The sequence below is a fragment of the Alistipes putredinis DSM 17216 genome, assembly GCF_000154465.1.
Lineage (GTDB): Bacteria > Bacteroidota > Bacteroidia > Bacteroidales > Rikenellaceae > Alistipes > Alistipes putredinis.
The window spans coordinates 480,059-495,419 of record NZ_DS499579.1 but is presented as its reverse complement, the minus strand read 5'-3'; the positions used below and the strand labels follow the sequence as shown (position 1 = coordinate 495,419).

At 60.0% G+C, this 15,361-nt stretch carries 13 protein-coding genes; all 13 read right to left on the bottom strand.

Going from position 1 to position 15,361, the window contains the following annotated elements:
• Positions 1-92 precede the first annotated feature (92 nt).
• Positions 93-1,478 carry an MATE family efflux transporter gene (locus ALIPUT_RS08080; protein WP_004329380.1) on the bottom strand — a complete coding sequence of 462 codons (1,386 nt, stop codon included), beginning with the start codon at positions 1,476-1,478 and terminating at the stop codon, positions 93-95.
• Positions 1,479-1,869: 391 nt separating this feature from the next.
• Positions 1,870-2,436, bottom strand: coding sequence for a 4'-phosphopantetheinyl transferase family protein (locus ALIPUT_RS08075; protein WP_004329379.1), 567 nt, complete (start codon positions 2,434-2,436; stop codon positions 1,870-1,872).
• The gene (gene gldE, locus ALIPUT_RS08070; protein WP_370797610.1) at positions 2,429-3,676 is read right to left on the bottom strand and encodes a gliding motility-associated protein GldE; all 1,248 of its coding nucleotides are present in this window, start codon (positions 3,674-3,676) and stop codon (positions 2,429-2,431) included. The genes ALIPUT_RS08075 and gldE overlap by 8 nt, the downstream gene beginning before the upstream one ends.
• A 53-nt stretch (positions 3,677-3,729) precedes the next feature.
• Positions 3,730-5,061: a cell division protein FtsZ gene (ftsZ, locus tag ALIPUT_RS08065; protein WP_004329377.1), complete on the bottom strand. Its 1,332-nt coding sequence runs from the start codon at positions 5,059-5,061 to the stop codon at positions 3,730-3,732.
• A gap of 27 nt (positions 5,062-5,088) precedes the next feature.
• Positions 5,089-6,588, bottom strand: coding sequence for a cell division protein FtsA (gene ftsA / locus ALIPUT_RS08060; protein ID WP_004329376.1), 1,500 nt, complete (start codon positions 6,586-6,588; stop codon positions 5,089-5,091).
• A 96-nt stretch (positions 6,589-6,684) separates the two neighbouring features.
• Positions 6,685-7,782 (bottom strand): cell division protein FtsQ/DivIB, encoded by a 1,098-nt coding sequence (locus tag ALIPUT_RS08055; RefSeq protein WP_004329375.1) that lies wholly within the window; start codon positions 7,780-7,782, stop codon positions 6,685-6,687.
• 101 nt (positions 7,783-7,883) lie between these two features.
• Positions 7,884-9,353, bottom strand: a complete 1,470-nt coding sequence (gene murC, locus ALIPUT_RS08050; protein ID WP_004329374.1) for a UDP-N-acetylmuramate--L-alanine ligase — start codon at positions 9,351-9,353, stop codon at positions 7,884-7,886.
• 93 nt (positions 9,354-9,446) lie between these two features.
• Positions 9,447-10,556, bottom strand: coding sequence for an undecaprenyldiphospho-muramoylpentapeptide beta-N-acetylglucosaminyltransferase (gene murG / locus ALIPUT_RS08045; RefSeq protein ID WP_004329373.1), 1,110 nt, complete (start codon positions 10,554-10,556; stop codon positions 9,447-9,449).
• Positions 10,553-10,810 (bottom strand): hypothetical protein, encoded by a 258-nt coding sequence (locus tag ALIPUT_RS08040; RefSeq protein WP_004329372.1) that lies wholly within the window; start codon positions 10,808-10,810, stop codon positions 10,553-10,555. Before ALIPUT_RS08040 ends, murG begins: the two co-directional genes overlap by 4 nt.
• Positions 10,811-10,828: 18 nt before the next feature.
• The gene (locus ALIPUT_RS08035; protein WP_004329371.1) at positions 10,829-12,370 is read right to left on the bottom strand and encodes a YifB family Mg chelatase-like AAA ATPase; all 1,542 of its coding nucleotides are present in this window, start codon (positions 12,368-12,370) and stop codon (positions 10,829-10,831) included.
• 133 nt (positions 12,371-12,503) lie between these two features.
• Positions 12,504-14,066 carry a replicative DNA helicase gene (gene dnaB / locus ALIPUT_RS08030; RefSeq protein WP_004329370.1) on the bottom strand — a complete coding sequence of 521 codons (1,563 nt, stop codon included), beginning with the start codon at positions 14,064-14,066 and terminating at the stop codon, positions 12,504-12,506.
• A gap of 182 nt (positions 14,067-14,248) precedes the next feature.
• The gene (locus ALIPUT_RS08025) at positions 14,249-14,869 is read right to left on the bottom strand and encodes a LysO family transporter (RefSeq protein ID WP_004329369.1); all 621 of its coding nucleotides are present in this window, start codon (positions 14,867-14,869) and stop codon (positions 14,249-14,251) included.
• Positions 14,859-15,143, bottom strand: coding sequence for a LysO family transporter (locus tag ALIPUT_RS08020; RefSeq protein WP_004329368.1), 285 nt, complete (start codon positions 15,141-15,143; stop codon positions 14,859-14,861). Before ALIPUT_RS08020 ends, ALIPUT_RS08025 begins: the two co-directional genes overlap by 11 nt.
• Between the last annotated feature and the right edge of the window lie 218 nt (positions 15,144-15,361).

Genomic DNA, 15,361 nt, shown 5'->3' with positions numbered 1-15,361 from the left:
CGATCCGTCCGAGAGTTCTGTCGTATTTCCCGGATCGAGCGAATGCCCCATCAATTCACCGAAAGAGTCTGTAATCGATATTTTCAAAAAACTCAGATACTCCGTTCCGCATGGGGCCGGTGTCTGAATTTACGAACCTGGTAGAAGAGCAGCACGGCGGCCAGCAGAGAGGCCGTACCGTCGGCAATCGGCATCGACATCCAGACACCCAGCGTACCGAGATGCGGCGGCAAAACAAGGAGCAGCGGGATGAGGAACAGCATCTGCCGCGTGAGGGAGAGGAAAATCGCCTTGTGCGGCTTGCCGATATATTGGAAAAAATTGGAAGTCACGATCTGGAATCCGACGATCGGGAAAACGCACAACACGATCCGCAGCCCCTCGGCCGCCGTAGAGATCATCCGCTCGGCCGCAGCTCCGTCCGCAGCATCGACGAAGAGCATCGCCACCTGCCGGGGAAAGAGCTGTCCCAGCAGGAATCCCGTCGTCGTCACGCAAACCGCACACACGACGGTCTGCCGCAGGACCTTCAACACCCGGTCGTACCGCCGGGCGCCGTAATTGTACCCCACGATGGGCTGCATGCCTTGATTCAGTCCAGAAACGATCATCAGGAAGAGCATCGCCACCCGATAAATGATGCCATACGCCCCGATCGCCACGTCGCCGCCGTACTCCCGGAGCGATTTGTTCACGACGATCACTACCGCCGAAGCACAGAGGTGCAGCAGAAACGAAGCCATACCGATAGAAAAGATCTTGCCCACGACCGACGCCTGCAAGCGGAAAATCCCCCGTTCGAACCGGATGAAACTTCCCCGGGAAGAGAAGTGGATGAGCGAAACCGAGAGCGCCGCGACCTGGGCCAGCACCGTCGCGGCCGCCGAACCGCGAATACCCCAGCCGAACCCGAAAATGAACAGCGGATTGAGCAGACAGTTCAACACGACGGCCGTCAGCATAATCGCCATGGCTCTCCTCGGATAACCCGAAGCACGGATCACTTCGTTCAGGCTCAAATACATATGGGTAACGATCGTACCGCCGAGAATGATCTGCATGAAATCTCGTGCATAACCGATCGTAGCGTCGCTCGCCCCGAAGAAGCAGAGAATGGGGTCCAGCAGCAACAGACCTACGGCCGTAAAAAGCGCCGCTACCAGAAAATTGAGCAACACCACATTGCCCAACACCCCCTCGGCAGCCTCCCGGCGTCCCTGCCCCAGCCGGATCGAGGTGAGCGCCGCAGCACCGATCCCGATCAACGACCCGAAAGCCGACGCGATGTTCATCAGAGGCATCGAAAGCGCCACGCCGGAAATGGCGATCGGACCGACGCCGTGTCCGATGAAAATGCTATCGACGATGTTGTAGAGCGACGAAGAGGTCATCGCGATAATCGAAGGGATCGCATAACGGACGAGCAGCGACGAAATCCGGTCGGAACCTAAACGAAGCGGGGTGACAGCCTGTTTCATCGTTACAAAAATAACAATAACATTCGGAATAACGCCCCGACCGACCGGATTTCGTCGGCAGGAGGTTCGATTTCCGGCCGCCCGATACGAAAAAGGATTTGTGAAACTTCCGGCAAGGAGGAGGGTATTCGTCCCATTTCGGCAGGAAGAAGGTTCCGAATCCTCCGCAGGCCGCCCGACATCCCTCCCCGGCGGCAAAACGGTCTGCCAACAGACGATCCGAAATTTCAAGAGCACCGAAGCCCCGCCTCGAAGCTGCCGGGCGGCATCCTTGCATCCGGCGCCGCAGACAGCGCCCCAAGCGTCCGAAAATCAACTCCTCGGCGGAACCTCCATTATAGAACGACAGACACCCCGAAAGTCCCGAACCGAATTACGCCTGCAAGCATAATCACACCAAGATATAGGCTGCAAGAAGCTCCTCCTCCCTCCGAAGTCCGATTTCCAATGCGGATTCCCCGCAAATACGGCCCGTCATCCGGCCTTCGTCCGGATCGAAACGCTCGATCCGTAAATCCCGGAGCAGATCGAGGTTCCGCCGCCCCGAATATTTGTAAAGCGTCTCCTTGGCGCACCAGAGGGCCGGCAACAACAGCGGACTGTCGGACAACTGCCGCTCTTCGGCAGAAGCAAAGCGGGCTGCCGCCCGACCGAAATCGCGGGCAAGCGGCTCGATATCGACGGCACATGGACGGTCGGAGAAACAGACCGCAACGTATCCGGGGCAGTGGGAAACTCCGATATGGAGGGGATAATTGCATACGACGGGAGCTCCGACCGCATTATATGCGATTTCGGCATCCGGCAGACGACGGTAAACAATCGACCGCCACATCAGAAACTCTTCGCGGCGGGAAGCCGGCTTCAACGCCGCAGCCAACCGGAGATCCCGTTCGGGCACCAGCCGCAGCAACCGTTCCCAGGACAAAACCTTTTCGATACAAAGGATATTATCCATGCAGACGGACTTTGATCTTGTCGATGCGGTGTCCCTCGATCTCCTCCACAGTGAACCGCACATCGTGAGCCGTTACCGTATCCCCCTTTTTCAGGAAGTCGCACTTCAGTTCGAGCATCAGACCGGCCAGTGTTTCGGCACGCCCCTTGACATCGGCGAAAGTACCTTCGGCAATCTCCACAATGCGTTCGAAATCGCCGATATGGGTCTTGCCGTCGAACAGGTAGGTATCTTTGTCCAAACGGGTATAAAACACTTCGTCCTTGTCGCTTTCGTCCGAAATTTCACCCACTACCTCCTCGACGATGTCTTCGAGCGACACGAGGCCCTGCGTCGAGCCGTATTCATCGACGACGATCGCCATGTGGATCTTCTGGTTCTGGAAATCGGCCAGCAGGTCGTTGATCTTCTTGTGCTCCGGCACGAAATAGGGCCTGCGGATCAGTTGCTGCCAGCCGAATTCGTCGCCCCGGTCGATATGCGAAAGCAGATCCTTGACATAAAGCGTTCCCTTGATATTGTCCAAATCGCCCTCGTAAACCGGAATGCGCGAGAAACCCGACCGGATGATGGTCTGCTTGACCTGTTCATAGGAATCCGTGATGGCAACGGCCGTAATATCCACCCGGGGTTTCATGATCTCCTGCACCTCGGTATTGACGAAGCTGACGATGCCCGAAAGCATCCCGTGCTCCTCCTTGGAGGCCGTGCGTGTCATATCGATCGCATCGGCCAGTTCGCCGATGGAAATTTCCTGATGGTGGGCAGCCCGCTCGCTGATACGGTTTCCGGTGCGCACCAGCACATACGACAACGGATAAAAAATCCATCGCAGCACCAAAAGGGGCCGCGCAGCGAAACCGGCGAACCGCAAAGGAATCGTCTGCGCCGCGACTTTAGGCAGAATCTCCCCGAAAAGCAGCAGCAGGAACGTCACGATCACCGTCTTGAAAAGAAACTCGAAACGGGCGAAAGTGAAAAGCGAATCGATGATCTCCGAAGAGAGGATAACGATACCGATATTGACCAGGTTATTGACTACCAGAATCGTAGCCAGCAGCAGATCGGCCTTGCCCAGCAGATTCAGCATCCGCCGGCAAACCGGCGTATCGTGCCGCCGGATCTTGCGCACATCGTTGCCCGAAAGCGAAAAAAAAGCGGTTTCGGAGCCGGAAACCAACGCCGAAACCAATAGCAGGAACAAAGTCACACAACACAGCACCACGACATGAAACGTCATGCCGTGATAGATGATGGCCGCAGCACTATCTTCCAAATCCAATCCGTTTTATGTTAATCGAACAGCGACTCGGAGCGGTTTTCCTCCGCACGCTCCGCAGCACCCTTCTCCTCCTTAAGCACCTCCTTGCGGCCCGCAGGCATCTCGACGATGAACTGCGCCTTACGCGACTGATAAGCCGGTTTGGCGAGGATCTGGTCGATATTGCTGTAACGGGTCGATTTCTCGCCCAGGATCACCTGCTCCAGAGGGCGTGTCTGCGGAGTGGCCTTGCCGGGCTTGCCCACCGGTTCCAACACCGGCTTTCCGGCAGGGTCGGCACCTTCCGGGACAGGCTTGACGATCCGTGCGGGCGGAATGACCGTCTCCATCATCCGCTTCTCCTCGTCGCCCTCGAATCCCGTCGCCACCACCACCAGCTCGATGGCATTGCCCAACTGGGGTTTCTCGCTCGTACCCCAGATGATATTGGCGTTGTGAATGTTGCCCGACTCGTCCTCGACGCTGGCATGCGCCTGGATATACTCCAGAATCCGCACCACCTCCTCGTACATCAGCTCTTCGGCATTGGCCACCGAGATATTGAGCAGAATGTTGCGGGCTCCGGAAATCAGGTTGTGATCCAACAGGGGCGAATGCAGCGACGCTTCGGCCACCGCCTCGGCCCGGTTGTCGCCTTCGGCCGTCGCTACGCTCATGTGCGCGCGACCGCTGTCCCGCATCACCTTCGACACGTCGGCGAAATCGACGTTCACCAGGTCGCTCTCGACCGTAATGATCTCGGCGATGCCCTTCGCAGCCGAAGCCAGGATGTCATCGGCCTTGCCGAAAGCCTGCTTCAAGGCCAGACGGCCGTATATTTCAAGAATATTCTCGTTGTTGATAATCAGCAGCGAATCGACGTTCTGACGCAGCTCCTCGATGCCCCGGAACGCCTGTTCGTAACGGATCTTGCCTTCGACGGCCAGCGGCGAAGTGACGATGCCGACGGTCAGCATTCCCATCTCCTTGGCCAGCTTGGCGATCACCGGCGAAGCGCCCGTACCCGTACCGCCGCCCATACCGGCGGTGATGAAGACCATCTTGGTCCCCGACGCCTCGAAACGCTGGCGCACCACATCGAGCGACTCGATGGCGGCCTTGCGTCCGTTTTCAGGGTCGTTGCCGGCGCCCAATCCCTCGCTGCCGAGCCGGACTTTCAGCTCCACGGGACTCTTGTCGAGCGCCTGCTGGTCGGTGTTGCAGACCATAAAGTCCACGCCCTTGATCCCCAGGTTCCACATGTGATTCACGGCATTGCCGCCCGCACCGCCGACACCGACTACCATGATAATGGAAGGATTCGTGCGGGCAGCGGCCAACTGGGTGATTACATCGTCTGTCATATCGTTTCGTTTCTCTTGTCTTAATCGTTAAATCTCCTCGTCATCGGCGGCATTGAAGCCCTCGTTGATCTTGTCGAGCGTCCGCTTGAAAATACTCCGCCAGTTGCGTTCCTTTTTCACCGGCTCCTGCACGGGAGCCTGAGGCGCGGGCTCCTCTCCGGCATCGTCCGCCTCGGGCTCGGCCGCTGCGGATTCCGCACGGGCAGCCTCCCGACGCGCATACGCCGCATTGACCGTTTCCGCAGAAGGCCGTGTCGGCGCATAGGGCTGGGGTTGCGGCCGCGACTGGGGCTGCGGAGGCTGGAATCCCGGCACAGAGGTCGGCGGGACAGGGCGACGGGGCGAAAGGCCCGCCTTGTCCTCGATCACGTTGCACGAACCCATGCCGGCCCCCTTGAGCAACAGTCCGACGACCGTGGCGAACGCAGGGTTCGCAACCGCCTCGCGCGAATCTTCGCTGATGCCTGTTTCGGCGCTTGCGATACGAACGTCCATGCCGGTCACACGACGGAACAATTCGTCTATATCCTTGAGTCGGGCCGAGCCGCCCGTCAGCACGATGCCGTAGGCCAACCGCTCGGCATACCCCGAATCCCGGATCTCCTGCTGCACGAATTCGACGATGTCGGTAGCCCGGGCCTCGATGACGGTGGCCAGGTTGCGCAGCAGAATATCCTTGGCTTCGCGGGCCGTGCGACCGCTCACGCGGATCAGCTTGTCTTCGGGAGCGAGCTCGGCAACAGCCGAACCGTATTTGCACTTGAGGCTCTCGACATGTTTCTCGGGAATGCTCTGCGAACGGATGTCCCGGTTGATGGCGCTCGCTCCCATCGGGATCGTCGCCACGTAACGCGGCACGCCCCGGTAATAAACCGCAACGTCGGTCACGCCTCCACCGATATCCACGACGGCCACCCCCTCCTCCTTCTCATCGGAAGAGAGTACGGCTTCGGGCGTCGCCAGCGCATTGGGGAATACCCCCAACATACGGATACCGAGCCGCCGGAGAGCCATGTCGAGCCGTTGCAGCGGCGTCTTGCCGCAAAGTATGAAGTTGAAAGTCGAAGACAACCGCTTGCAGAACGAACCGACCGGATTGCGCACCTCCTCGGCATCATCCACCATATAATGCTGCGGAATACGCTCCATGATCGTTTCGTCGTCGGGGGCCTGGACGTTGCGCATACGATCGAACAGGGCATCTACATCGCCCTGGTTCACCCCGTTCTGGGGATCGTAGGTAAAGACGTGGTCGGTATGGCGGGCACAACGGACGAACTCGCCCGAAATGCCGGCATAAGCCTCCGTAATTCGAACGCCGAGCGTCGATTCCACCTCGGCGACAGCCTCCCGGATGGCATTGCCCGCCTGTTCGATATTATCGATCCGGCCGGCCTTGACCCCCTCGACCGGTTTGGAAACGACGGCTTCGATACCGAGCGTTCCGTCTTCGCGTTTCGACCCGACAGCGACCACCACGTTCGAAGAACCGAGGTCGATGGCTACCGTATAACTCTTTTTTTCCACTGTGCTCTATCTATTTTTTCATTGAATCGTTTCCCAGCCTCTTCCCTGCCCGGCACATATTCCGCAGGCAGATCCGGCTCCTGCATCTCGAAAACCTTACCACTCCGTACAGACGACCTGCCCGGCGTACTTCACGTTGATCGTCCGGTACCGATCCCATCCGGCTTTTCCGAGTCCCTCCCGGTAAAACCGCAGCAACTTATCCAGTTTCTGCTCGGCATCGTCCAAGCGGCCGAAAAGGATGGTATAGTTGCCGCTCCGGGGCGTAAGTTCCAGGTCGATAGCCCCGCTTTCAGTGGTGCGGGCCGTTATCTGAACGATTTCCGACCGCCAGAAATCGTCGTTTTCCATCCATTTTACAAAGGTAGTCAGTTTCGAGAAATCTTCGTACCTTTTCGCCAAAATTTTTTGTCGGCGACGCTCGGCTTCCTGTTTTTCGGAAATTTTGTCGATCGCCGACTGAATCACCTGAGCCTCATAGCGATATTTGCGGCGCAACTGCTCCTTGTGCTTGCGGAGTTCCCGCACCCGCTCGCCGAAGGACTCCGAAGATTCGAACCATCTCTTTTTAATCAGCATCCGCCGCAGCGAACGGATATTTTCATCGTTCTTCAGCTCCCGTCGGTAAAGAGGGTATTTTTCCCGTTCCAACTCCGCGATCTTATCGTCTATCTGTTGCATCTGCTCCCGCCTGTAATCCGCCGCATACCCCACATAGGAGGCCGGGAACGGGGGACGGTAGGTACCCGTAATCACCGGCACATAAACCGACGAGGCACGGGGCACTGCAAACAGATAGCCCTCCTCGGTCACGTACGAATTATAGCCGTCGATCAACAGCCGCATCAGAGGCGTCCGCTGCCAGACGGCGACATGCAGCACGCCCGAATAGGAAACCGTAACCCGGGCGTCGGCGACGAATCCATTGCGGGCGATAAGCCGTTCCAGCGCATCCAGCCGCACGGCACCGATCTTCTCGCCGACGGTTTTGATGCCGCTGCGGGCGAGCCACCCCCGAACGGTAGCTTCCGACACCAGCCGCAACTGCGAGGTGCTGTCCACCACTTCGACCTCGATGCGCGTCACAGGCTGCTCCGCACAATGACGGCGCACCTTGCCTCCCGCATAGAGCAAATAAGCGGCCACACCGCCCCAAAGCAGTGCAAGAAGCGTATATTTCAGGTATTTCGGCATTCGTCAATGGTTGAATCTCATCCCGGCGTTTACTTCCCGCCCGGTACGGCCGCGACGGACACGGCCTCGAAAAAAACAGATCGTCTCCGGCAGACGGCGAATCAGGCTTTTTCCCGCAATTTTTCTGCCAGTGCCCCGCAGCAGGCGTCTATATTGCCCGCGCCGAAGCTGACGACTACATCGGTATCCATCGCAGCCACCTTTTCGGCCAACTCCGCACGGTCGCAGATCGTCCAAGGCACCGTCAGCAGGCGGCCGATCATCTCGGACTCCACACCCGGAATCGGCTCCTCGCGGGCCGGATAGATCGGCAGCAGTACCACCCGGTCGGCATGCGAGAGCGCCTCGGCGAACTCGCGGTAGAAATCCCGCGTGCGGGTGTAGAGGTGCGGCTGGAAAAGCGCCGTCAGCCGCCGCCCCGGAAACATCTTCTTGACCGAAGTGATCGCCGCCGCCAACTCGCGCGGGTGGTGGGCGTAATCGTCCATATAAACCTGCCGGGGCGTATTGACATAAAATTCGAAACGTCGCTTGACCCCCTCGAACGAGGCCAGCGCCTCCCGCAGACGCTCCGCATCCAGCGGCTCGCCGTCCCGCTCCGACGCGCACCAGAGCGCCGCCACGGCCGCCACGGCATTCTCGATATTGACCCAACCGGGAATACCCAGCGTGCACCCTTCGACAACGCCGCCGGGCGTCACCAGATCGTACCGGTAGTGGCCGCCTTCGAGCAGCGTCACGTTACGGGCGTAAAAATCGCACGGCTCGTCGTACGAATAGCGGTAAACCCGGATACCGGGGTTCCCGATCTTCAGATCGACACCCCGCTTGACGACCAGCGCCCCGCCTTCGCGGATCTGTCCGACGAACTGCGAGAAAGCCTCGCGCAATGCCTCGTGCGTACCGTAAATATCCAGATGATCGGCATCGGCCGAGGTGACCACCGCCACGTCGGGCCACAGCCGCAGGAACGAACGGTCGAACTCGTCGGCCTCGACCGCCAGACGCCGCCCCCGGCCGAGCACCAGGTTACTCGAAAAATTCCGCGAAATACCGCCCAGGAAAGCGCTTCCGCCGCCCGTCACCCGGTGGTTGAGCCATGCCACGAGCGTCGTGGTCGTGGTTTTGCCGTGCGTACCGGCCACCGCCATCACGAACTTCCCCTGCGAAAGATACCCCAGCATCTGCGAACGCTTGACGATCTCGAAACCATGCTCTTCGAACCAGCGCAACTCGGTATGATCCGCCGGAACAGCCGGCGTATAGACCACGATCGTCGTGGCCGGATCCCGGAAATCAGCCGGAATCAGCGCCGGATCCTCCTCATAGTGAACAACGGCTCCTTCGGCCTCGATCTGGTCCGTGAGATGCGACCGCACCCGGTCGTACCCCGCCACCCTTTGGCCTTCGTGGAGGAAATACCGGGCCAGAGCACTCATGCCGATCCCCCCGATTCCGAGAAAATATACGTTGAGCCGTTCCCGCCGTTCGCCGCACCCGGCTGCGGTCGAACAAGTCCGGCGTTCCTCCCGCCCGCTCGTAACATTCGCAATAGTAGAAAACTCTTTCATTCGTCGGTTTCTTCTTCGTTGTTTACGCCCGGCAGAGGATTCGCACAATCTCCGCCCGGCACTATTTTCCCCGCTCGGTCGCTCCCGGCGGCTCTATTTCGACTGCGGCAACTGTTTTTCGATTTCATTCACGATCCGCTCGGCGGAATCGGGGATGGCCAGCGCCTCGATATTGCGGCTCAACTCGGACAAACGGGCCGGATCCTTCAACAGCCCGACCGCCTCGTCCATGACCCGGGCGACCGCCTCGGAATCGGGGATCAGCAGCGCAGCCCCCTTGTCGGCCAACGCCCGAGCATTCTTGGTTTGGTGGTCTTCCGCCACGTTGGGCGACGGCACGAAAAGGGTCGGCTTGGCCACCAGACAGAGTTCCGACACCGTGCAGGCCCCGCTGCGCGAAACGACCAGGTCGGCCGCCGCATAAGCGTAATCCATGCGGTCGATGAATGCCCCCTGCCAGATATTCGCCGTAGGATGCTGCGCCAAAAACTCGCGCATCTCCCGCTCGTAATATTTGCCTGTCTGCCAGATCACCTGCACCGGCGAAGCATCGCCCTGCCGCAGAACCCAGACCTTCATCATCTCGTTGAGCGTCCGCGTACCGAGCGACCCGCCCACGACGAGCAGCACCGGCAGATCGTCCCGGAAGCCGAAATGCGCCAGCGCCTCGCGGCGATCCGCACCCGCTTTCGAAAAACGTCCCCGCAGAGGGTTGCCCGTCATCACGATCTTCTCTTTCGGGAAAAAGCGTTCCATTCCCTCATACGACACGCAGATCGTGCGGGCACGCTTGGCCAGCAGCTTGTTGGTGACTCCCGCATAGGAGTTCTGCTCCTGAATCACGGTCGGAATCCCCATCCGCTGCGCCGCCCACAGCACCGGGCCGCTGGCATACCCTCCGAAACCGACGACCACATCGGCCCCGAAGTCGCGGATGGTGCGCCGGGCCTTGCGGATGCTTTTGAGCACCTTGAAGGGCACCGCCAGGTTTTTCAAATCGAAACGGCGCTGCAAGCCCGCAACGGGCAGACCGACGATCCGGTATCCCAATGCAGGCACCTTCTCCATCTCCATCTTGCCTTCGGCACCGACGAAGAGGATCTCGACTTCCTCCCCGAAGCGCCGTCGGAGCGCTTCGGCCACAGCCACGGCAGGATAGATATGACCGCCCGTGCCGCCGCCCGAAACAATGACTCTTTTCATATTTTATTTTCGTTTCCAGCCTCGGCAGACGCATCCCCGCCGGCATAAAATTCCTGATTTTTATCCGAAATATCTCCTAACGAATCCTTACCGCTTCCGCTGCGGGTTCCGGCCCCGCCCCGCAGACACAGCCCCAGCGCCACGCCCACCGGCAGCCACGCGAGCACCGCACCGCGCAACAGTCCCACCGCCGCACCGAGCCCGATGCCCAGCAGCAGCAATCCGTCCCTCCTTTCCGGTTTCCACTTCTTCATCGCAACATCCCCATTCGATTACCGGCCCCAACTTCCCCGGTCGAGCGAACGGTAGTTGATCGCCTCGGCCAGATGCGCCGCACCGATGTCGGCCGTCCCCTCCAGATCGGCGATCGTGCGGGCCACCTTCACGATCCGGTCGTAGGCACGGGCGGAAAGATCGAGCCGCACCATCGCCCGTTCGAGCAGCTCCCGCGCCGCCTGATCCAGCGGGCAGAACTCGCGCAGCATTCTGGCATTCATCATGGCGTTCGTATGCACGCCCGGCACCCCACGAAAACGCTCCGCCTGCACCTCCCGCGCCCGAATCACCCGCTCGCGGATCGCGGCGCTCGGCTCCGAAGGCCGCACCTGCGAAATCTCCCCGATAGCCACCGGCGTCACCTCGACCTGCAAGTCGATGCGGTCCAGCAGCGGGCCCGAAATACGTCCCATATAACGGTGCACCGCACCCGGCGGGCAGGTGCACTCTTTGGTCGGGTGGTTGTAATACCCGCAGGGACAGGGATTCATGGCCGCTACGAGGGTGAAATTGGCCGGATATTCCACGCTGTATCTCGCCCGCGAAACCATGATCTTCTTATCCTCCAGCGGCTGCCGCAGCACTTCGAGCACGCTGCGTCCGAATTCGGGCAGCTCGTCGAGGAACAGCACTCCGTTGTGCGCCAGCGACACCTCGCCCGGCTGGGGCGACTGTCCGCCGCCGATCAGCGCCACCTGCGAAGTCATGTGATGCGGCGCACGGAACGGACGCTGCGAGAGCAATCCCCTCTCTGCGCCCAATTTTCCCGCCACGGAGTGTATCTTGGTCGTTTCCAACGCCTCCTCGACGCTGAGCGGAGGCAGAATCGTCGGCATGCGCCGCGCCAGCATCGTCTTACCCGAACCGGGCGCACCGATCATCAACACGTTATGTCCTCCGGCCGCCGCGATCTCCAGCGCCCGCTTTACGGCCGTCTGTCCTTTCACGTCGGCGAAATCCTCGGCATAGGCACTCTGCGACGCCAAAGTTGCCTCGGCATCCACCGGCACCGTCGCATCGAATCTCCGCTCCCCGTTCAGCAGGGCGATCACCTCGCCCAGGGAGTGCAGACCGTACACTTCGACCCCCTCCACGACCGCCGCTTCAGCGGCGTTTTCGGCCGGCACCACGAGCCGCCGCAACCCCTCGTCCCGGGCCTTGACCGCAAGGGGCAGCACACCCCGTACGGGCCGCAGCGTTCCGTCGAGCGAGAGCTCGCCCGCGAACATCGTCGTCGGAAGCAACTCCCCGCTCACCTCGGACATCGCGGCGAGAATCCCCACGGCGATCGGCAGGTCGAAACCCGCCCCCTCCTTGCGCAGATCGGCCGGAGCGAGGTTCACCACGACCTTGCGGCCCGACATCTTGCGACCGGTATTCTCGAAAGCCGCCCGGATACGCTGCTCGCTCTCCTTGACGGCGTTGTCCGGCAGTCCGACCAAATAGAGTCCCAGACCGCCCCCGGTGAGATTGACCTCGACGGTCACCTTCACGGCGTCGATCCCGGCAACAGCCCCTGCATACGTACTGACGAACATATTATCGATCTTTCACTATACAATCAAGCGATCTTCCTCCAGCTCCGGTCCGAATTTCCGGACCCGCACTTCCAGAGCGGCGCCCCCGCCGCGAATGCGGCAAAACCGGACGCGGAAACCGGAGCCGGCTCCGCTAAAACGGCTCCTCCTCGTTCAGATTCACGGGCGCCCCCGACACACCGGGCGTAAGGAACTCCTCGGGCACGCCGCCGAAGCCGCCCAGCCCGGAATTGGAACCGCTCGATACATCCTCGTACTGCCCCGGCGCAGGGCGACTGCCCGCCTCCGGCATCAGCGTTTCGTCCACATCGGCGAAGCGGGCCTGGTCCTTCAGGAAACGCAGATTGACATCCGTGACCGCACCGTTACGGTGCTTGGCGATGATGATCTCGGCCATACCCGCCGTCGGCATACCGTTCTCGTCCTGATTGATACCGTAATATTCGGGACGATGGATGAAAGCCACGATGTCGGCGTCCTGCTCGATGGCCCCCGATTCGCGCAGGTCCGAAAGCTGGGGGCGTTTCGAACCGCCGCGCAGCTCCGTAGCACGGCTCAACTGCGAGAGGGCGATGATCGGCACGTTCAACTCCTTGGCGATGGCCTTCAACGTGCGGGAGATGAAAGCCACCTCCTGTTCGCGGTTGCCCTTCGAATCCTGCGTTCCGCCGGTCATCAACTGCAAATAGTCGATGATGATGATCTGGATGTCGTTGTGTATCTTCAGACGCCGGGCTTTCGAGCGGAATTCGAAGACCGACAACGCCGGCGTATCGTCGATGTAAAGGGGGGCCGCCCCCAGCGGCTTGGTCGCCGACTCCAGGTGGCGCCACTGCTCGGGCGTAAGACGGCCGCTCTTGATATCGTTGCCCGGAATACCCGTTTCGGCGATGATAAGGCGCATCATCAACTGCACCGAAGACATCTCGAGCGAGAAGAACGCCACCGGACGTTCGTGATCGACGGCCATGTTGCGGGCCATCGACAACACGAAGGCGGTCTTACCCATCGAAGGGCGTGCCGCCACGATGATGAGGTCCGACAACTGCCAGCCGAGCGTCACGCGGTCGATGGCCATGAAACCCGAAGGCACGCCGTTGAAGGCCGACGTGTTCTTGGATGCCTCCTCGATCTGCATCAGCGCCTTGGCCAGCAAATCCTTGGACGACTGTACCGAACGCTTGACGTGACCTTCGGCCACCTTGAAGATTTCGCTCTCGGCATAGCCGATCAACTCCGTCACGTCAGTCGATTCGTCGTACGAACGGCGCTGGATCTCGGTCGCGGAGCGGATCAGCTCCCGCTGCACGTACTTCTGGGCGATGATTTTGGCGTGGAACTCCACGTTGGCCGCCGAGCCCACCTTCTGCGTGAGCTGCGCCAGGTACGACGCACCGCCCACCTTCTGCAACTCCTTGCGGACCTTCAGCCGCTCGGTGACCGTATAGAGGTCGATCGGTTTGAGTTCGGTCGAGAGCTCCTCGATCGCGCGGTAGATCGTCCGATGCTCTTCGGTATAGAAAGCCTCGGGCGTGATGAACTCCTGCACGGTGATGATCGAATCCTTCTCGAGCATCAGAGCGCCGAGCACCGCCTCCTCCAGTTCGACGGCCTGCGGAGGCACGTTGCCGGGGGTATCGGTCATTGCAGCGAACGCTTCGCGGTTGCGCGAAGCGGGGGTATATTCTTTAGCCATTCGTTACGTGGATTTCAACTTTCAAAAATAGACAAACGGGGCGACATATCAAAACGCCCCGGACCCCGTTTTGTCGAAAAATCTGTTTACAATCGAACGATCCCCGGCAGGGGATTCTCCCGGGCCGGAAAGATGTCGATAAAAAGGGGCTTTCTGTCGATTCTTTTTTACGGTCCCTTCGGTCAGCAAAAGGCACCGACCAGAATCGGCACGCACACCTCCAGTACGATGCCGTGCAGGATGGCCAGCGGCACCAGGTCGCTGCCCGAATAACGGGCGATCGAAGGCAGACACACGTCCATCGAAGTCACGCCCGCCACCGAGATCGGGGCCAGCGGACCGCCCCAGCGGGCGAACAGCGGCATTCCGAACAGGGCGATCATCTCGCGCACGACGTTGGCCAGCAAAGCGACCGTCGCCAACTCGGCGGCGCCCTGCACGCCGAGCGTCGCGCTCTTCAGGTCGGCGATCAGCACCGACGAAAGCGAATAGTAGCCGAAACCGCTGCCTACGGCCAGACAGTCCGTCAGGCTGAATCCCCGGAGCACCAGCACGCCGAGCGCCGAAAAGAGCAGGGTGCCGACGATCGTACAAAGCGGCAACAGGAGCATCCGCCAGTTGAACGTGCGCAGCATATAGTGCAGATTGTCGCCGGCCCCGAGTCCCAAGCCGACCAGCACCACCATCACCGAAAGAATAATCATCGGCAGATCGGGATCCAACAGCCACGTCGGGACGGCATCGGCATAACCGAGCGCCACGCCGACTGCAAAAAAAACGAAAACGATCAGACTATCTCTCATCGCTCCCTCCTTTCCGGAAAAAGTAACGCCGGACGACGAATACCGCCGCGAAACTCCCGGCGACGCCGAGGCAGGCGATCACGGCGGCCTGCCAGCCGAAACGTCCGAAATTGACGATCAGTTCGCGGTTGGAACCGATCGTAACACCGAAAACGAAGAGCAGGGCCCACACGGTAAGCGATACTCCCCGCTCCAGCCTGGCCACAAACGACCAGTTGCGCAGCAGATAGCCCGCTCCGATTCCGGCAAACAACAGCAAAACGATACGAAACATAGCTCAATCGACAGTTAAAAAAGCCCGACGAGATACATTGCACCCCGCCGGAAAAATATTATAAAACACAAATTTCGCGCTGCAAAGATAGCGAAAGCCGAGAGAAAACAGGAACTTGTTCCCAGTTTTCCGAGGCGCATCCTATCTTCTACAAAGATAGCGAAAGGTAAGTGACAAGCCAAACCCGTTCGGACCTGGCCGGAGCAAAATCCAACCGA